This is a genomic window from Pontitalea aquivivens (genome assembly GCF_046507575.1).
Lineage (GTDB): Bacteria > Pseudomonadota > Alphaproteobacteria > Rhodobacterales > Rhodobacteraceae > Pontitalea > Pontitalea aquivivens.
This window is the reverse complement of the sequence record NZ_JBKFEY010000026.1, coordinates 1-19,936: the sequence shown is the minus strand read 5'-3', so window position 1 is coordinate 19,936 and position 19,936 is coordinate 1. Positions and strand designations below refer to the sequence as shown.

The window sequence follows — 19,936 nt, the reverse complement described above, 5'->3', positions numbered from 1 at the left end:
GATGGACCTGAGCTTCGTTGTGGACCAGGGGGCGATGGCCCGGGTGGGGCCGGAGCTGCGCGCGCATCTGCGCCGCCTGATCACCAGCCCGCGCGTGCTGCGCACCACCGGGCCCGGGAACGAGATCCCGTTCTACCTCTGCCCCTTCGCCCCGGAGGACCAGGTCCGGATGGAGGAGGAGTGCCGCCTCCTGATCGGGGAGCTGGAGGGGGACGGGGTGCCGGTCCTCGAGATCAACCTCTACGACCTGATGATCGGGCTCCTGCGCGAGCAGGTGGACTGGGAGGAGCTGGCCGCCTTCGAGCGGGCCGAGCCGAAGTCCGTCCTGCTCGAGGAGCTCCAGAGCACCCTGAACCTGCGCGAGGTGCTGATCCCGCGCATCCGGGAACGGACCGCGGAGCGCCCCTTCCGGGTCCTGTTCCTGACCGGGGTCGGCGAGGTGTTCCCGGTGATCCGGTCCCACCTGATCCTGAACAACCTCCAGAGCGTCCTGAAGGACGCCCCGACGATCATCTTCTTCCCGGGCCGCTACGCCCACGGCTTCGCAAACGGGTCCTCGCTCCAGGTCCTCTGCCGGCTCGAGGAGGACCACTATTACCGCGCCCATAACCTGCTGCACATGAGGGAGGCCACATGACCGTTCCCCTGAAGGACATCTTCCTCAAGGACATCAATCGCCACATCGACGGGGTCATCAAGGCGGATGACACGGAGAGCCTGACCGTCGAGCTGGAGGAGTACGTGGTCACCCGGGAGGTGGCCAAACGGCTCCAGACCTTCCTGGACGCCTATAACGAGGGGAAGAGCGGGAACGGGGTCTGGATCTCCGGCTTCTTCGGGTCCGGGAAGTCGCACCTTCTGAAGATGCTCGCGCTCCTTCTCGAGAACCGGGAGACGGGCGGGCGCACCCCGCTCTCCTTCTTCGAGGAGAAGTTCCGAGAGGACCTGTTCCTCCTCGAGGCGCTTCGCAAGGCGGCCCGGATCCCGTCCCGGTCCGTCCTGTTCAACATCGACCAGCAGGCGAACGCGGTCGCCAAGGACCAGGCCGACGCGCTCCTCTCCGTCTTCGTGCGCGTCTTCGACGACATGCAGGGGTATTACGGCCAGATGCCGCACGTGGCGGACTTCGAGCGCCACCTCGACGAGGACGGGCACCTCCCCGCGTTTCGGGCCGCCTTCGAGCGGATCAGCGGGAAGACCTGGGAGGTCGGGCGGCGCTCCGCAAACATGGCCGGGCGCGCGATCACCGACGCGTTCACGGAGGCGACCGGGAACCCGGTCCCGTCCGGCAACATCCTCAAGGAGTACCGGGAGGACCGGACCCTCTCGATCGCGGATTTCGCGGACCGGGTCAGCGCCTACATCGCGCGCCAGGAGAAGGCCGCCCCCGGGTTCCGGCTGAACTTCTTCGTCGACGAGGTGGGCCAGTACATCGCCGACAACGTCCGGCTGATGACGAACCTCCAGACGATCGCGGAGAGCCTCAATACCCGCTGCCGGGGCCGGGCCTGGATCGTGGTGACCGCCCAGCAGGAGATGGACACGATCATCGGGGAGATGAACCGGTCCAACGGGAACGACTTCTCGAAGATCATGGGCCGGTTCGACGTGAAGCTGCCGCTCAACGCGGCGGACGTGGCGGAGGTGATCCAGGAGCGGCTCCTCCTGAAGAAGCCCGGGGTCATGACCGACCTCGGCCTCCTCTACGACGATCACGCGGAGAACCTGCGGACCCTGTTCGAGTTCGGGGACGGGACCCAGACGATGCGCGGGTTCCGGGACCGGGACCACTTCATCCGGTCCTACCCGTTCCACCCCTACCAGTACGAGCTGTTCCAGAAGGCGATCCGGACCCTGTCGGACCAGAACGCGTTCGAGGGGCGTCACACCTCCACCGGGGAGCGGTCCATGCTGGGCGCGTTCCAGGAGGTGGGCCGGGCGATGATGGGGGAGCCGCTCGGCGCGCTCGCCACGTTCGACCGGATGTTCGAGGGGGTCCGGTCCGTCCTGAAGGCGTCCGCTCAGCACGCGATCCTGAGCGCGGAGCGCCAGATCGGGGAGCAGAGCCCGTTCGCGGTGCGGGTCCTGAAGGCGCTCTTCCTGGTCAAATACGTGGACGAGTTCAAGCCGACCGCCCGGAACGTCGGGATCCTGATGCGGGACCGGCTGGACCTGGACCCGACCCGGCACAAGCGGGAGGTGGAGGCGGCGCTCGCCCTCCTCGAGCAGGAGTCCTACGTCCAGCGGAACGGGGACCTCTACGAGTTCCTCACCGACGAGGAGAAGGACATCGAGCAGAAGATCAAGGCGATCGGGCTCGACGCGTCGGACGTGACCCGGGAGCTGAGCGAGATGCTGTTCGGGGAGATCCTGGGCGGGCGCAAGGCGATCACGCATGAGGGGTCCGGGCAGACCTTCCCGTTCACACAGCGGATCCACCACGCCCTGATCGGGCGGGAGCACCCGCTCGCGATCAACCTGATCACCCCCTACATGGCCCCGTCGGAGCGGGGGGAGTCGACCCTCGCGACCCGGTCCATCACCAACAACGAGCTCCTGATCGTCCTGCGCGAGGAGAGCTGGCTCGTGGACGAGCTGGCCGCCTACCTGAAAACGAAGCGGTACCTGACCCGGGAGACCTCGACCGAGCACCGTGAGGGGGTGACCGGGATCCTGCGCGCCAAGGGGGCGAACAACGACGCCCGCCGCCGGCGCCTGCTCGCCGCGCTTCGGGACCGGATCTCCGGGGCGGACCTGCTGGTGCGGGGGGAGAAGCTGGACCTGCGCGCCTCCGACCCGAGGGCGCGGATCGAGGCCGGGTTCCAGACCCTGGTGGACCGGGTCTTCACCTCGCTCGGGATGCTGCGCGGGGTCGCCTATAAGGAGGCGGACCTCGACCGGCACCTCGAGATGACCGATGACGGGCAGCTCACGGAGGCGGAGGCGGAGGTCCTGAACCGGATCGCCGCGAACCGGAAGAACGCGCTGCGCAGCACCGCCAAGGGGCTGATCGAGGGGTTCGAGAAGCCCCCCTACGGCTGGCCGGAGGCGGCCACCCTCTGCCTGATCGGCGCCCTGATCGGCCGCGGGCGGCTGGAGGCGTCCGTGTCCGGGGACCCGCTCGAGGGGGACGGGCTGCGTGCCGCCCTCCTCAACGCGACGGTCCGGCCCAACCTCAACCTCGAGCCGGTGGACGCGTTCGGCGCCTCCGACGTGATGGCGCTGCGCCGGCTCTATCAGGACCTGTTCGGCCGCACCCCCACGTCGAGCGACGGGAAGGGGCTGGGCCGGGAGACCGGGGAGGCGATCGAGGAGCTGGCCCGGTCCGTCGAGGCGCACCTCTCCCGGGACCGGGACTACCCGTTCGTGACCGCGCTCACCCCGTTCCGGACCGCCCTCGCGGAGCTGCGCGGCAAGCCCGCCTCCTGGTACGTCTCACAGCTCGCCGGGAAGACCGGGGATGATCTGGCCTCGCTGAAGGAGGACCTCTACGACCCGGTCCACGCCTTCCTGAACGGCCCGCAGCGGGAGATCCTGGACGAGGCGCGCCGGGTCCTGCTGGCGGAGGCGGCGAACCTCGACTTCGTGGACGCCGCCCTGGTCGACCGGATCCGGACCGCGGCGGAGGCGGCGGACGTCTACCGGGGCACGAAGGTCCAGGGGATCAAGACGGACCTGGACCGGCTCAAGTCGGACATCCGGGGCCTCGTCGCGAAGGAGCGGGAGGCGGCGACGGCGGACCTGCGCGCCCTCTCCGACCAGCTCCTCGCCTCGCCCGAGTTCACCGAGGCCAGCGCCCCGGCGCAGGGGGAGGTCCGGTCGGCGCTGACCGCGCTTGAGGACCGGATCACCCAGGAGCGGCTGATCCCGTCGATCCGGACCGTCCTGGGCGGGTTCCGGCGCGACCGGTACCCGCAGCTGATCTCCCGGCTGATCCAGTCGAAGCCCCGGCCGGCACCTGAGCCGGGCCCCGGCGGAGACGGCGGGGACGCCCCGCCCCGGCCCGAGCCGGTGGTGATCGTCCACCTCGCCGATCTCGGGGTCCGGTTCGACCGGCCCCTGATCAGCTCCGAGGCGGACGTGGAGGAATATCTCACGACCATGCGCGCGGCGATGCTGGGCGCGGTCCGTAACGGCAAGAGGATCACCCCCTGATGGACACGAACCGGCTCAAGACCTTCGCGCAGCGGACCCGTATCGACCTGATGGGCCAGGTGGCCCGCAAGCTGGACGCGGTGCTCGCCCCGGAGAGCGACGCGCGGCGCGAGGCGCCCGAGGCGATCCGGACCCTTGAGGGGCGGATCCGGGAGATCGGCCGCCAGGGGGTGATCGAGCAGGTCGCCTACACCTGGTTCAACCGGTTCACCGCGCTGCGCTACATGGACGTGAACGGGTACCTTGCCCCGATGGTGGTGAGCCCGGCGGTGGACCGGACCCGGCCGGAGATCCTCGACCAGGCGGCCGCCGGGGCGATCCCGGACCACGTCCGCGCCCCCGTCGCGACCCGGATCCGCGACCTGCTCGAGGGCCGCGCCCCCTCGCGCGAGCCGCAGGTGGAGGCGTACCGCCTCCTCCTCGTCGCCGCCTGCAACGACCTGAGCCGGGTCATGCCGTTCCTGTTCGAGGCGATCGCGGACTACACCGAGCTCCTGATGCCGAACGAGCTTCTGGCCGCCGACGGCTGGGTCAGCCGGATGCGGGAGGTGATGACCGAGGACGCCTGTCAGGACGTCGAGATCATCGGCTGGCTCTACCAGTTCTACATCTCGGAGAAGAAGGACCAGGTCTTCGCGGGCCTGAAGAAGAACCAGAAGATCACCGCCGAGAACATCCCGGCCGCGACGCAGCTGTTCACCCCGCACTGGATCGTCCGATACCTGGTCGAGAACTCGCTCGGGCGGCTCTGGCTCCTGAACCGGCCCGGATCGCGGCTCGCAGAGCGGATGGAGTATTACATCGCGCCCGAGGAGCCGGAGACGGACTTCCTGCGCGTCTCGGGGCCGCAGGAGATCCGGATCTGCGACCCGGCCTGCGGGTCCGGCCACATGCTGACCTACGCCTTCGACCTCCTCTACGCGATCTACGAGGAGGAGGGGTTCCCGCCCGCCGAGATCCCGGGCCTGATCCTGACCCACAACCTGACCGGGATCGAGATCGACGACCGGGCCGGGGCGCTCGCCGCCTTCGCGCTGGCGATGAAGGCGGCGGCGAAGCTGGGGCGGCGCCGGTTCCTGCGGATGGAGGTGAGGCCGGACGTCGTGGTGCTGGAGAACGTGGAGTTCACCGGGCAGGATCGGCTGGGCGAGTTCCTCCGGATGATCGGACAGGGGTCGAACATCGCGCTGGCGGACACGCTGGCGCAGTTCGGCCAGGCGAAGAACTTCGGCTCGCTGATCGTGCCGAAGCTGAAGAACCCGGGCGAGGTGCTGGAGGCGCTCCGGGCGAAGGATTTCGGGGGGGATATCCTGCTGGAGGGGGTCCGGGACCGGGTGGGGACCGTGCTGCGCATGGCGGAGGCGCTGGCGCCTCGGTACCACGTAGTCGTGGCGAACCCACCGTATATGGGCTCCAGTAACATGAATGCAGATCTGAAGAGCTGGACTCAGAAAACCTATCCAGAGGGAAAATCTGACATATACGCGATGTTTATGCAGCGCGCCCTAAAATTAAGTCCCCGATACGCTGCCATGATTACCATGCAATCTTGGATGTTCCAGTCATCCTTTGAGCGACTGCGAGAGACAATTCTTAATAAAGTTGCGATATCCTCCATGATGCATCTAGGGACTCGGGCATTTGATACAATTGGCGGCGCTGTCGTGGCCGCAACTGCGTTTGTACTAAAGAATGACGCTGGAAACTCGAAGGGTGAGTTTATCAGGCTGGTCGATGGACAGAGTGAACAGGAAAAGTCAAACCTAGCTATAGAAGCGATAAAAAATCGATCATCTGCGCTGCGCTACAGTGCGGGAACTTCTGATTTTGCAAGCCTGCCCGGAGAGCCAATTATCTATTGGGCGAGTCAGTCTGTCAAAGACGCGTTCAAAAGATACCCGAAGCTTGCTGACACAGGAGCAGCTGCGTCTGGTATTCAAACAAGCGATAACGAGCGCTACTTGAGATTTTGGCATGAAGTCAGCTCAGGAGAAGTTTTCACAAGCCTAACGTCTTTTGATGAAGCACCGACAACTCGCTGCTGGATTCCTCATAACAAGGGGGGTGAGTTTAGGCGCTGGTATGGAAATCAGGATTACTTGATTAAGTGGCACTTTAATGGATCAGAAGCATCCTCTGACCCAAAGTTCCAACAAAAAAATATGCATATCCAAATGAACGAGGCTGCAACGTGGTCACACACGAGCGGTGGGTCGTTCAGCGTACGATACTCGCCACCGGGGCGTTCGTTTAATGTTGAGGGACCAGTATACATTAATCATGAGGATCAAGAATTTGGACTCGGATTTCTTGCTTCAAAAGTTGCTCTGTTCTTCATGGGTCTTCTGAACCCATCGCTTCACTTTCTAGTCGGTTCAGTCCAACAACTTCCGGTGTGTAACAAGTTGCCCTTGCACGCAGTTTCAAGATTAGTTGAGATTGGTAAATCTGACTGGGACGCCTACGAAACCTCCTGGGACTTCACCACGCTCCCCCTCCTCTCCCCGGACCACCGGTCCGGCACGCTGGAGGCCGCCTACACCCGTCTCCGCGCCCGCTGGGCCGGCATGACGGCGGAGATGCAGCGGCTCGAGGAGGAGAACAACCGGATCTTCATCGACGCCTACGGGCTTCAGGACGAGCTGACCCCGGAGGTCCCGATCGAGGAGATCACCCTCACCTGCAACCCGGCCTACCGCTACGGGGTGAAGGGGACGGAGGAGGAGCGCGAGGCGCGCCTCTTGGCCGACACGATGAAGGAGCTGATCTCCTACGCGATCGGCTGCATGTTCGGCCGCTACAGCCTGGACGCGCCGGGCCTGATCCTCGCCAACCAGGGCGACACGGCCCAGACCTACCTGGACCGGATCCCGAACCCGACCTTCGCCCCGGACCGGGACAACGTCATCCCGCTGTTCGAGGAGGACTGGTTCGCCGACGACGCCTATCAGCGGTTCCGCGAGTTCCTGTCGGTCACCTTCGGGGCGGACCGGCTGGTCGAGAACCTGGAGTTCATGCGGGCCGCGCTCGGCAAGGAGGTCCGGACCTATCTGGCGAAGGACTTCTACGCGGACCACGTCCAGCGCTACAAGAAGCGCCCGATCTACTGGCTCGTCTCGAGCCCGAAGGGGGCGTTCCAGGCGCTGATCTACATGCACCGGTACACGCCGGACACGCTGAACATCACCCTGAACGACTACGTCCGGGGCCTGCGCGACCGGCTTGAGGCGGCCCTGCGTGCCGCCAAGGCGACCGAGATCAGCCCGGACGCGACAGCCGCCGAGAAGAACCGGGCCAAGCGGGACATCGACCGGTTCACCAAGCAGATCGCCGAGGTGACCGAGTGGGAGCGCGACACCCTCTACCCGCTGGCGGTGGAGCGGATCCGGATCGACCTGGATGACGGGGTGAAGCGGAACTACCCGAAGTTCCCGGGTGTCCTGCGCCCGATCAAGGGGCTGGAGGACGAGGATGCGTGACCGGATCCAGGCGGGGCTGGAGCGGAGCTTCCGCAAGCACCGGATCGTGTTCTGGCACGACCCGGAGGCGCGGTTCCGCGAGGAGTTCGACGCGATCACCATCCCGGGCGTCACCAAGACGGAGGTGGCGAACAACGAGTTCATGCTCAAGCACCGCCTGATCCGGGAGGCGCCGCGCGACAACTTCCTCGTCTACCGGCCCGGGGCGATCCCGCCGGACCCGGAGAACTGGCTCCTCGACCTCGAGATGGGGCACGGAGTGTTCCTTGCCGACCGGGGCGCGCTCCTCCTGATGGAGCTAGGGCTGCCGCCCCGGTTCTCGGACCTCGTGGAGGCGCACGCGAGGTTCTTCGAGGCGAAGGCGCGGGTGGACCGGCTCAAGGGGATGATCGAGGAGCCGGATAACGCGGCCCGGATCCGGATGAAGATGATCGCGGTCTGCGCGGGAACCCCGGCCGCGCTCGACGCGGTGCTGGAGGCGCTGCTCGCGGAGCTCGCGCGGGACGAGGAGAAGCTGATCGGGCTGATCGCCCGGTCCGGCCTCGAGGCGCACCTCTGGGAGGAGGTCCGCGCCCTCTACGGCTACGAGGAGAAGGCCCCCTCCGTCACCGGGCTCGCCCAGGCCCTGTTCTGGGGGACCTACCTGATGGAGCTGGACGAGCCGTCCGCGCTCACGCAGGAGGCGCTCGTCCTGATGGGGCGCTGGCGCCACGACACCCGGCACCGGGACGCCTTCGTCACCCTGTCGGACCGGTACGCGGACGCGCTGGCGATCCGGTCGGACCTGCCCGCCCGCCCGCTTGACCGGCTGGCCCGGATGGCCCAGTTCGAGGCGATCGACCAGCAGGTCCTGCGCGCCCTGATCCGGGGGGTGCTGGACCGGGACCTGCCGCATGAGCGGGTCGAGGAGGCGGTGCGCGAGCGGCGCGGAAGCCTCTGGTGGGCGGAATACGCGGACCTCTACGAGGCGGTCCGGTTCGCCTCCGACCTGCAACGGCGCGTCGCGGACGTGCCGATCCCGCCGATGACGATGCGGACCGGGTTCGACGCCTACGCGGGCGGCTGGTTCCAGATCGACCAGACCTACCGGAAGTTCGTCCTGCACGCGGGCCGGACCCTGCACCGGGACCTGGTGGCGGAGCTCGGGGAGCGGGTGGAGAACCTCTACTCGAACGGGTTCCTGATGCCGCTCAACGACGCCTGGCAGCGGGCGATCGACGCGGACCCGACCTGGAGGATCGACCAGGTGGTCGGCCAGCGCCGGTTCTACGACCAGCACGTCGCCCCGATCCGGAACAAGGGGGCGAAGGTGATCGTGATCATCTCCGACGCGCTCCGGTTCGAAATCGGGGAGGAGCTGCTGCGCCGGATCCGGGCGGTGGACCGGTTCGAGGCGCGGCTGGAGCCGATGCTCGGCAGCCTGCCCAGCTACACCCAGCTCGGGATGGGGGCGCTCCTGCCGAACCGGGACTTGCGGATCGCCGCGGAGGGGTCCGGGGTGCTGGTGGACGGGGAGTCTGCTTCCGGGACGGAGAACCGGGCGAAGGTGCTCGCCCGTCGCAAGGAGGCGGGCGCCACGACCGCGGTCCAGGCCGAGGCGGTCGCCCGCATGGACAAGGAGGAGATCCGCGCGCTCATCCGGGACCATGACGTGGTCTACCTCTACCACAACCTGATCGACGCGGCCGGGGACAAGACGGCCAGTGAGGGGCAGGTGTTCGAGGCGGCGGAGCGGGCGATCCAGGACCTGGAGCAGCTGATCCGGCGCCTGGCCGGGAACAACGCGAACAACCTGATCGTCACCGCGGATCACGGGTTCATCTACCAGAACCGGCCGATCCATGAGGGGGACTACAGCCCGGCGGAGGTGAAGGGCGAGAAGATCACCCACCGGGACCGGCGCTTCGTGCTCGGGACCGGGCTTGAGGAGACCCCGGGCCTGACCCGGTTCAGCTCAAAGGCGGCCGGGCTCGAGGGGGAGACGGAGATCCTGATCCCCCGCTCGATCGGGCGGCTGCGCCTGTCCGGGTCCGGCTCGCGCTTCGTGCACGGGGGCGCGGCGCTACAGGAGGTGGTCGTCCCGGTGCTGCTGATCAACAAGCGGCGCACCAGCGACGTGGAGCCGGTGGAGGTGGAGCCGATCCTGACCGCGTCCCGGCTCATCACGACCGGGCAGCACCCGGTCCGGCTCTACCAGACCCTGCCGGTGACGGAGAAGCGGCGCCCGATCCGGCTCCGGATCGGCCTCTACGGGCCGGACGGGGCGGTCCTGTCGAATCTGGAGGAGCGGGAGTTCGGGGAGACCTCCGAGGACCCGCGGCGGCGCGAGACGACCGTGCGGCTGATCCTCGCGAAGGCGGCGGAGGCCTATAACGACAAGGACGTCCGGCTGGTCCTGACCCGGATCGGGGACGGGCCGGAGCGGCCGTACCGGACCGAGACGTTCCGGCTGAAACGGTCCGTGAGCGGGGATTTCGACCTGTGAGGGGGGTGTGATGAGCGCGCTGAACGACAAGATCAACGAGACCTTCACCGGGCTGGTGGTCCGCAAGGACCTGGTGAAGGAGGTGCGCGGGAACGCGATCGTCCCCTCCTACGTGCTCGAGTTCCTGCTCGGCCAGTACTGCGCCACGAACGACGAGGACACGATCCGGTCCGGGATCGAGACGGTGAAGGAGATCCTGCACCGGCACTACGTGCACCGGAACGAGGCGGGGCTGATCCGGTCGAACATCCGGGAGAGGGGGCGCTGGAAGGTGATCGACAAGGTGTCGGTCGCGCTGAACGAGAAGACGGACGCCTATGAGGCCAGCTTCGCCAACCTCGGGATCAAGAAGGTCCTGGTGGACAGCGACACGGTCAAGAAGAACCAGAAGATGCTCGTCTCCGGGGTCTGGTCGATCGCGGACCTGGAGTACGACCACAAGGAGGAGGCGAACGCGGTCCCCTGGGTCCTCTCCGGCCTGAAGCCGATCCAGATGTCCAGCTTCGACTATGAGGCCTACCTGGCGGCCCGGGCGCAGTTCACCACTGAGGAGTGGATCGACCTGCTGATCCAGACGATCGGGTTCAACCCGGACGCGTTCGGCCGGCGCAGCAAGCTCCTGCAGCTCCTGCGGCTGATCCCCTACGTCGAGCGGAACTACAACCTGATCGAGCTCGGCCCCAAGGGGACCGGCAAGTCGCACATCTTCTCCGAGTTCTCCCCGCACGGGATCCTGATCTCCGGCGGCGAGGTGACGGTGCCCAAGCTCTTCGTGAGCAACGCGAGCGGGAAGATCGGGCTCGTCGGCTACTGGGACACGATCGCCTTCGACGAGTTCGCCGGCCGCCAGAAGAAGGTGGACAAGGCGCTCGTCGACATCATGAAGAACTACCTGGCGAACAAGTCCTTCTCGCGCGGGGTGGAGACGCTGGGCGCGGAGGCGTCGATGGCGTTCATCGGGAACACCAAGCACTCCGTCGCCTACATGCTCAAGCACACGGACCTGTTCGAGGAGCTGCCGGACAAATACTACGACAGCGCCTTCATCGACCGGCTGCACACCTACCTGCCCGGCTGGGAGATCGACGTGATCCGGGGCGAGATGTTCGCGACCGGCTACGGGTTCATCGTGGACTACCTCGCGGAGGTGCTGCGTCACCTGCGGGGTCAGGACCGGTCCTCGGACTACCGGGACCTGTTCACGCTGGACCCGTCCATCTCGACCCGGGACCGGGACGGGGTGCAGAAGACCTTCTCCGGCCTGATGAAGCTCCTCTTCCCGGGCGGGGGCGCCACCGAGGCGGAGATCCGGGAGCTGCTGACCCTCGCGATGGAGGGCAGGAAGCGGGTCAAGGACCAGCTGATGCGGATCGACAGCACCTACCCGGAGGTGGAGTTCCGCTTCACCGACAGGGCGGGACAGGTGACGCGGGTCCAGACGCTCGAGGAGCGGGAGCACCCGCGCTGGTATCATCGGCGCAACGTCGAGGAGGCGGAGGGGGCGGTGATCGAGCCGGGCCAGACGCCGGACCCGGGCGCGCCCACGCCGGCCCCCGCCGCCCCGGAGGCCCGCCGTACGGAGCCCGCTGGGGCGCCCGCCGCGCCCCCGGCCGCCCGGTCCGGCCCCGCGACCGGTCACGTCACCTTCGCGGAGAACCAGAAGGGGGTCAGCTTCGACACGCTCTTCGGCCCCTGGCTCGACGGGGCGGCGAAGATCACGCTCACGGACCCCTACATCCGGGTCTACCACCAGATGCGCAACCTGATGGAGCTCCTGGAGGTGGTGGCCCTGCGCAAGCCGGACGGGGAGGACGTCCGGTTCAGCCTGCTGACCGCCCCGGACCCGGAGGACCTGGAGCGCCAGGCCGGCTATCTGGAGCAGATCCGGGACGGGATCGCGCCGCTCGGGGTCGAGTTCACCTGGACCTTCGACGGGACCAGCACTATCCACGCCCGGCACCTCGTGACGGACACCGGCTGGAAGATCCTGCTCGACCGGGGGCTCGACGTGTTCCAGCGGGCGGACCTGAACAACGGGTTCAGCCCGGCGAACCGGCATCAGCGGTTCCGGCCGGTGAAGGCGTTCGAGGTGACTTATCTTCAAGAGGGCAAGAATGTCATGGGCAGTCCCCGTGATTGAGTGGTGCTCCTCATGCAGACGCTGATTTACAAGACCGAGCTTTTTGTTGAGCGCGCACCCGCTTGGCTCGCCCCCAACAGCCCGGTCGAATTGCGCCGCCAAGCTGATGGGACGGTTGTGGCTTTTGCGCGACGCCCGTCGCGCTGGCTCCCCTTTTGGGGAGAGGCGCGCCCGGTTCGGATCGGGGTTCTGAACGAGGAGGTGTCGATGCTTCTGAGTCCGGTCCTAGAGGCGGGCATCACCCTGCGGGTTCGGATCGTCGAGCTGCATCCGGCTCACCTGACTACTGATCAGCGGGCCCGGATCAGCGTTTCCGTTTGGGGTCCCGGGTCCAAAACGGGGGAGTCCCGCATCTTTGCGGCGGCGGGGTATCCCTGATGAATTTTTGGGCATCTCTTTTCAAAGGTTGGGCATGGCGTCCTTAGCTGACCGGCTCACCAAAATCGAGGCGCTCGAGGCAGAACTGCCGCGAAAGGCCGCCCCGATCATTCAGCCTGGGACCGGGATGTTCTTCGTGGACTGGTATGTCATGGGGGCCGCGCAGCGCACCATGGCGCAGTCACGCGGATTTCGGACGATGATCGAGACCCGCAATTTCCCCGGGGCGGCGATCCTGCTCCGGACCCAGATCGACACGGCCATGCGGATCAACGGTCTCCGCTATCTTGATCGGCCGGAGGAGCAGCTGAGCGAGGTCTTTCAGGGGGAGAAGACCTTCCGTCAGCTCGATTCATGGGAAAAAACCGACAAGGAGCGGCCGAAGAAGATGCAGGACGTCTTCCTGCGCGCCAAGCTTGTCGAGGAGGCGCCCTGGATCGATCCGGTCTATGAGAAGACCTCAGATTTCGTGCATCTCTCGTTCCGCCCCCTGTTCTCGAGCATCTATCATCTGGATGATGATACGCGGACGATCTCCTTCGCCATAAATGGCGAGGATCAGACCACTGATGAGAGTGACTATTTCGAGATATGTGACGCCTTCTTCGATGTGACGAAACTGACGGGCACCTTCATTCTGGCGATCCTGATGGGGCGGCACCAGGGGGCGCCGGACCCGCCAGTTTAGACGGACCGGTCCAGATTCCGGGCGATCCGGTTCAAGTCGATCAGCTTGCCGTTGGGCAGACGGAACGTCCGGTCCCGCGCCAGTTCCTCCCGGACATTTCTGATCTCCCCGAGCGTACGGGTCCTTCTGATCGTTTCTGCGAAGACGGAGTAGTGCTTCTCCGATGTTGAAATACGACGATGCCCCAACAGGTCCATGACCTGCTCCGGGGTGCCGCCGATTTCGGCCATGTAATCTGTCATGGATTTTCGGGCGGCGTGGGGGCCGTGCCCGGAGCGCTTCTTGACCAGTTGAAAGATACGCACAGAGCTGTAAGCGCGCCGCAGATCCGTGCGCGCAAACAGCGGTGAGCCGGTCTGAACCCGATGTCGATAGAGATGCAGCAGATTCCGACCTTGCGGGCCCGGGTCCGCCCCGAGCAGGATGAGGTCGTCCAGATAGGGCGTCAGCTGATCAGGCAGATACTCGACCGACCGGTCTTCTTCGGTCTTGTTTGAGAAGTACTTTGATGACCAGCCGCGTGCGTCTCGGGTCACCTCCACGCCCACCGTCAGCTTCAGGATGTCCGATATCCGCTCAGGGAGGAACGACAGCAGCGAGAGCGCCGCTGCGGTGATGAACAGGCGATGTATCGTCTGCCGGTTTCCCTCCGAGGTGTAAGCCTCTTCAGAGACCGCGCGGGCGTGGCGCGCATAATCGAGAGGGGACACCGGGTTTCCCCGAAATGCGAGATGCATTTTGGACGGCGCTGCATCGGCCTCCAGCCTGGCGGCCCGGTGCTCATTATCGAGGGTCGTCATCGTTTTCTCTGGGAGACCGAACAAGCGGCTCAAGGCCTTCCAGCGTTCGATTTTTATGGCGATCGTCTGCGGAGAATCCTCTTTCTCATAAAGTTCGTCGCGAAGTGCCGACAGGCTGTCGTGGTTCAGGGTTTCTTCGACGCCAGCCCGTCGCGCAGCCCCCAAGATTTCGCGCAGGGCGTTGATCAGGTTCTTCTGACTGCGCGGGCTATAATGGCTCTGACGGATTACATCCAACAGGTCTTGGGAAACGTCTTCATAAGGTATGCTGATGACGGGTTTCCGTCCCTTTCCCGGTCCGGGAGTGGTTTTTTCAGGCGTCTTTATTTCATGAATGACAGAATAGATGATCGGCAGGTCAGGGTGCCCGGGGGCGCTTTCTGAAAGCCCTATCGCCACCCTCGCCAGAATATCAGAACTTCCCTGTGCGAACAGCCGCAGGAGGTCCGGGGTGATCTGATCAAGGTCTTTGCGGATGGATAAATATTCGGCGAGAACCTGTCTGGTATAGAGGCGTGAATTTGAAATAGGCCCTTCGTTACCACTCTGATTGTCCGTCATTTTTTCCTCCGTCGTCCAGGGTGATGCAGATCCGCCAGGTGCTGGCGGTGATCCGCCACCATTTTCAGGGTGTTACTTCTGCGCTTGATGACATCCAGAAACACATATCGCCGCTCGGCGACGGCGATGCTGTTTCCGAGCATCCGCGCCGCATCGGCCACGGGCACGCCACAGCAGTTGATCAGGAATGAGGCGAGGGCGTGCCGGAACATGTGCGTCGTCATCAGCATGCCGACCTCTTCGGTCCACGCGCCCAGGATCCGGTTATACCGCGCCTCTCCGATCCCGCAGAAAAGCCTTTCCGGTCTGCGGTTTGCTTCAGGTAGAAGTTTCGGGTTCCGGAGAAGTTCTTTTCGAGGCCCGGCTATGAACCAGTCGAGAATTTTTCGGGGTTTGCTCAGCTTGTCGTCGTTGACGTCAGCGTCGAAGCGTTCTCGCGTTTTCATGCGGGCCGGGGCGACATGAAACGCGATCTTCTTGGCGTCCTTAGGAAGGGAGAGGTCTGACTGTGATCCTTCCAGGACCATCTCGCACACGGTCCGGGCGCGGAAAGGGATGTTCACCACCAGCGCCAGCATGGCAGCCAGGACACACAGGTTGATGGTCTGGTTCTTTTCGTGCTGGGTCTGTTGAGCATAGGTCTTCCAGCTGCTCTGCGCCTGCTCCCAGCAGATCATGTGCATGTTCAGGAAGAGGTGTTGTTTCTCCTCATTCGTGACCAGAGCCCGACAGAACGCGCGATGTTCGTCGGTCATTTCGTCGGAGCAGTGACCGCACAGAATTTTACGCAGACCCTCCGGGTTCTTCTTCACGGTCCGCCGCTTGTTAGCGTCGAAAATTTCGATATGGCTTAAGTGGAAGTCAGGGACCGTGCTCTCGAAGATCGTGATAAGGGACCCGGTCCGATTGTAGATCGTTTCCGGTTCGATCGGCTTCCAGGGGAAGGTCCGGGTTGTTCCTGCATCAGCCTCGATCTCGCTGAGCGCTTCGAAGGCCACTTTTGACAACCACTCAAGGTTGGCGAGATCATTCAGACCGATATCCGCATCGGGGTCGAGCTCTCCGACCACGCAGAGCGAGTCGTATAGCCACCCTACAGCCTGCCGGTAGATGTTCGTACTCTGCCTCGGATCAATCCCCTTCTTGACCGAAACAGCGCGTGTAAACCCCGGAGCGGTGTTTCCGGCGATCCGGTCGGCCAGATATGTTTCCAACTCGGTCTTTACCCGCGGCGGGAGTGGGAGGGACCGTCGTTTTTCTGAGATGATCTTGATAGGGCCGAAGGGTTCGGGGGGACGCTGTTGCTCCGGGAGATCCGTCCACAAGTCGTCGAGAACCTTGATGCCCCTTTTCAGGCTGTCCCGCCGCTTCTTCGTCGCGCCCTTCATGGCGCCCATAAGCCAGTCACGCGTCACCTCATGAGGCTCAATGCCGGCCTCGACCGCGACGGCCCGGAATGTGCTGGTGACCGGGATCAGGGCCTCCTCGGAATACCCCCGTTTCTCCCCAACATCCCTGATGTGGTCGAGGAAGCTGTCCCAGGCCGGGGTTTTCTGGACAACGGGAATACCCTCGAGCCGACGGCAGATCGTGCGGAGACGGCTTTGCCAGTCACGCCGGGTGTCTATCTCTTTCTTTGACTGGGGTGGGCTGTCCTTGTTCAGCTGTTCAAAGAAATGGTCGATGAACTCCATGGTCATCGGGATCGTCGAGAGATCTGTCGTGATAAGCCCTTTGACGGTTCTCTTGGTCAACCGTGTTAGAGCTGCGCTGTACCCGGGGATGCTGGAAGTCTTCCCCTCCAAGATTTGGGGCGACCCTTCCAGGACCAGATCGAGTGCGTCCTGAGCGGTGTACTGGGGGCGATCAAGCATGTCGGATGTCCTCTGTCTCGGCGCTCAGTTCAGCACGTAAATAACAACGAATTCACGTATATTCGTATCGGAACGGTAAAATAACATGAACAACCATTCTTGGTTGAAGAGGAACTCAGTTATGGTGTTCGTGTTATTTCTTTCATGCGCGATCTGGGAACGCATATGCGAAAAACCAGACCCGGTTTCTGTTATTCGCAGCCCCGACATCACACGATCCTCCCCACGAGGTTCCGTTTTCGCAGGGTCGCCAGCGCTGCCGGTCGGCAGCGGTACACCCCCCTTGTGCCGAACCGGACGAAGGCAGTGTCGGGCATCTCACCAGCGATGATGACCTTCCGGATCGAGGACGCGTCCCGAAAGCCGAGCAGGGCCGCGGCCGCCGCCGTGTCCAACAGGTCGTCAAACAGGTGCGGATGCGTTTCTCGCGTGGCGTTTTTCGCAAGCTCCGCATCGACACCTTCAGCCCGAAAGATGGAGGGCCAGCTGTAGATTAGGCCCGCCCTACGACCTTCATACGGTAGGCCGGCCGCGCGCAGCTTCTCTAGGGCGACGGGCGGAGATACCCCCCATCTCTGGTCTTCCAGTATACCGAGGGGCAGGCCAACGTGCTCGAGATTGTCAGAAGGGAGCAGTTCACGGACCGGGTTGGCCTGAGCCGTTCCGGGGCCCGCCGCGCCCAGCATCGCTTCACGGATAGCCGCCTGGTCGCGCTTGGTCCGGTGAAAGGACGGCGGCGTAGGTTTTTCGCAAAATGCTGAGAAGTGGGTCATGGACAGATACCGCAGCAGTAGTTTCGAAACCGAAACCCGCCGGATACGCAGTCCTACAGCCTATGGGTGTGTGGACGTGATCATCTGGGGGCGTCGTGGTGGGCCGCCGTTCCGGCCCGGTCGTGCTCACGTTTCCAGATGACCTTTAAGGCGTCCCGTGTTTGCACTTCGGCTACGGGGCCCGAGGCACAGTGAAGCGCCGCGTCTCATTTTAATGTATGCGAAAAACCCGCTTTGTCTAGATCTGCCCGCGTGTCCGTTGCGTACGCCGGTATGTTCACCCCATGTTCGATCCGAAATTCGAAGAGGGGTCCGCCCTGTACATCATCTGAGGCCGTCCGGCCTCGGGCGCGATGCACGCGCTCGTCGCCGGCGGGTTCAGCGCGGTGGTCGCCGCCTGGGAGGCGGTTCGGGCGGAGTGCCCCCACCGAGTAGCTCACGCTCCAGCACCGGCCCGGGTTCTGCGGTCCCGGACCCCTCTGACCACAAAACATCGGACTGATCTACGTCCGGGCCGCCCGCTGACGGTCCTATCTGTACCGTTTTCCGATGTATTTATAGGAATTCTGTCGCCTTAAATTTCCTACGGGTGGTATCCCCAGCATCTTCGGGCCGAGATGGGCTGAGGTCGAGCCGTTCATTGTTCTCGATCCCTTTCGCGATCAACGCTTCCAAGTCGGACATCTCCTTTACTTCAGCGCGAACATCGATGCGGAGAGCGAGGCAGGCGAGGACACGACGAACCCCGAAAACAATCTCCATGTCCCCTTCCGGAAGACGGCGAACCAGGATCGGAACTTTCTGCCCGTATTCGCGGATTGAGTTGATCAGATCCTCGATGTCCGCACCCGGGTCGATCCGATCCGAAAATCTTGGCATCCTCAGGTGTCCAGGCCAGATCATCCTGGTGCTCTGACGTCCCTTATTAAGGTTCGTATTTTGGGTTTGGTTTTCAAATGGATCCGTCATCAGTGCAGCTGATCCGGGAAAGGGATCAGCTCAACCGCCGGGGAGACCACCCCGTCGGCCTGCATTTTATATAAGGTCTCCGGCGCATGCTCGCTGAGCAAATAGAACCTATTCCACGTCCTGGCCCAGGTGAAATCCCGGCCAATCTGGCAGAGTACGGACGTACGCGTTCGGGCGCCCCAGCGAAGATGCGGATGGCCCGTGGACTGCCCTAACAGAAAAGGCGAGGTCCCCAACCTGACGGCGCACCAGCCATGCAGGATAGGCGCCCGGTCCAGCTCCTCATGGGTGGGCACCGCTGTACTGAGATGGCCTACACGATTCAGGAAGCGCCGCACCTGCCCGGCCAGGTCCTGTGGCTGGTCGTCTCCATAGAGATCCCGGTCATCCTCGAACAGATTCCGGAAACAAGGCGTGAACTGCCCAATCAGCCGCTCCGGTTCCGCCTCGTCAACGAGGGCACGCAGGACTTCGAGCTCATCCAACAGGGGGCGATGCGGGTCCAGGAAATCATCAAAATCCATCGGAGGAGTCCTTAATCACGTTGGGTTTTCGGGCCTGTGGCAGCAGCGATGAGGTCGCGCAGCGGCACGATCTGGCCGCCCCGGATCGCCTTGAGGCGATCTAGAAAGTCACCGCTGTAGAGGCCCGGAAAGTGCAGGTCGACCTCGACACCTTCTTCCCGCGCGAACTCCTCGGCTGCGTTCCATAGCTCCCGCTGCGTCTCACGCGACATCTCTCCCACGACGAGCAGGTCTAGGTCAGACCTTCCATGAACCCTGTTCTCCGCCACGGAGCCGAACGGGATGACGCGATAACCCTTTTCAAGGAATGCGTTCTCAATATCGGTCAAGGCGCGCGCCAAGGCTTGCTTCCGAGTCTCGGCCCTCTTCAGGCGCTCGGCATGCTGCTTGGCGAACTCCGGATCTGGCTCTTGCCCGTCCCGGAGCCTCCCGTCTGCAAGCAGAGCGTCGAGTGCCGTAAGCGCGTCGACCAGCATCGGTGCGGCCCGAAGGGCTGCCGCATGACGCCGCCGCTGAACTTCAACGTTCTCATCTAATTCAAGGATAGGATCGAAATCTGGATAGATGCCGACCTCTCGCAGCAGATCCGCCAGTGCGGGCGACAGGACCGGCATCCGGCCTGAGCCGGTCCCGGAGAGCTGGTCTAGGGCGTCACCATACCAGCTCTCCTCATCGTCCGGCGTACTGCCGTCTAGTATGAGGCACAGCACCGTCGCGATGGCTTCATAGCTGCGCTGGATCGCGTTCAGTCCGCGGAAAAGCGCGGCGCGCTCCAGGCGTCGTTGTATGTTCTCAGACAGCTCGTCTGGTACCTCCGACAGGGTCCGGTCGAGATGCGCTAGGCGTTCGTGGAGTCCGTCCAGGCGGAGCTGGACGGGCTGGAGAAGGTCGGACCTGAGGGGGGGCTTCGTTTCCATCCACTCAGTCCGTCTCAAAGAACGTCATGGGTTTCAGGCTGAGAGTGTGGGTCCCCTGTTCCTCGATGTACCCGATCGACACGCAGCGGATATCGGTCCTGCCGACGGTGGCTCGGCAGCGCCGGTGTGAATGCCCGAAAAACCAGACGGCAGGTCCGGTCTCGTGGATCAGGTCGTCGAGGTCGGAATGGAA

13 protein-coding genes and 1 pseudogene are annotated in these 19,936 nt (G+C 64.2%); 7 read left to right on the top strand and 7 right to left on the bottom strand.

Annotated elements, in window-relative coordinates; translation table 11 throughout:
* Position 1: 1 nt before the first annotated feature.
* From ACK8OU_RS17190 to ACK8OU_RS17160, 7 genes are read left to right on the top strand one after another with little or no spacing between them, the layout of a single operon-like run.
* Complete coding sequence (locus ACK8OU_RS17190; RefSeq protein WP_410304628.1) at positions 2-637, top strand: DUF1788 domain-containing protein; 636 nt, start codon at positions 2-4, stop codon at positions 635-637.
* Positions 634-4,155 (top strand): BREX system P-loop protein BrxC, encoded by a 3,522-nt coding sequence (gene brxC, locus ACK8OU_RS17185; protein WP_410304627.1) that lies wholly within the window; start codon positions 634-636, stop codon positions 4,153-4,155. Before ACK8OU_RS17190 ends, brxC begins: the two co-directional genes overlap by 4 nt.
* Positions 4,155-7,634 (top strand): BREX-1 system adenine-specific DNA-methyltransferase PglX, encoded by a 3,480-nt coding sequence (gene pglX / locus ACK8OU_RS17180; protein WP_410304626.1) that lies wholly within the window; start codon positions 4,155-4,157, stop codon positions 7,632-7,634. Before brxC ends, pglX begins: the two co-directional genes overlap by 1 nt.
* Complete coding sequence (pglZ, locus tag ACK8OU_RS17175) at positions 7,627-10,119, top strand: BREX-1 system phosphatase PglZ type A (RefSeq protein ID WP_410304625.1); 2,493 nt, start codon at positions 7,627-7,629, stop codon at positions 10,117-10,119. The genes pglX and pglZ overlap by 8 nt, the downstream gene beginning before the upstream one ends.
* Positions 10,120-10,129: 10 nt before the next feature.
* On the top strand, positions 10,130-12,259 hold the full coding sequence (gene brxL / locus ACK8OU_RS17170; RefSeq protein ID WP_410304624.1) for a BREX system Lon protease-like protein BrxL: 2,130 nt from the start codon (positions 10,130-10,132) through the stop codon (positions 12,257-12,259).
* Between the two features lie 12 nt (positions 12,260-12,271).
* A complete protein-coding gene (locus ACK8OU_RS17165) occupies positions 12,272-12,637 on the top strand; it encodes a hypothetical protein (RefSeq protein WP_410304623.1) in 366 nt (121 codons plus the stop codon).
* Between the two features lie 34 nt (positions 12,638-12,671).
* Positions 12,672-13,325, top strand: coding sequence for a hypothetical protein (locus ACK8OU_RS17160; RefSeq protein WP_410304622.1), 654 nt, complete (start codon positions 12,672-12,674; stop codon positions 13,323-13,325).
* Here ACK8OU_RS17160 and ACK8OU_RS17155 read toward each other — a convergent pair.
* From ACK8OU_RS17155 to ACK8OU_RS17125, 7 genes and pseudogenes are all read right to left on the bottom strand, one after another.
* The gene (locus tag ACK8OU_RS17155) at positions 13,322-14,686 is read right to left on the bottom strand and encodes a hypothetical protein (protein ID WP_410304621.1); all 1,365 of its coding nucleotides are present in this window, start codon (positions 14,684-14,686) and stop codon (positions 13,322-13,324) included. The genes ACK8OU_RS17160 and ACK8OU_RS17155 overlap by 4 nt on opposite strands.
* On the bottom strand, positions 14,683-16,560 hold the full coding sequence (locus tag ACK8OU_RS17150; protein WP_410304620.1) for a site-specific integrase: 1,878 nt from the start codon (positions 16,558-16,560) through the stop codon (positions 14,683-14,685). The genes ACK8OU_RS17155 and ACK8OU_RS17150 overlap by 4 nt, the downstream gene beginning before the upstream one ends.
* 209 nt (positions 16,561-16,769) lie before the next feature.
* A complete protein-coding gene (locus ACK8OU_RS17145) occupies positions 16,770-17,333 on the bottom strand; it encodes a hypothetical protein (protein ID WP_410304619.1) in 564 nt (187 codons plus the stop codon).
* Positions 17,334-17,888: 555 nt separating this feature from the next.
* Positions 17,889-18,302: a ParB/RepB/Spo0J family partition protein gene (locus ACK8OU_RS17140; protein WP_410304618.1), complete on the bottom strand. Its 414-nt coding sequence runs from the start codon at positions 18,300-18,302 to the stop codon at positions 17,889-17,891.
* A complete protein-coding gene (locus ACK8OU_RS17135) occupies positions 18,302-18,826 on the bottom strand; it encodes a DUF6634 family protein (RefSeq protein WP_410304617.1) in 525 nt (174 codons plus the stop codon). Before ACK8OU_RS17135 ends, ACK8OU_RS17140 begins: the two co-directional genes overlap by 1 nt.
* An 11-nt stretch (positions 18,827-18,837) precedes the next feature.
* A complete protein-coding gene (locus ACK8OU_RS17130; RefSeq protein ID WP_410304616.1) occupies positions 18,838-19,743 on the bottom strand; it encodes a nucleotidyltransferase domain-containing protein in 906 nt (301 codons plus the stop codon).
* Between the two features lie 4 nt (positions 19,744-19,747).
* A pseudogene (locus tag ACK8OU_RS17125) lies at positions 19,748-19,936 on the bottom strand (hypothetical protein); the annotation flags it as partial.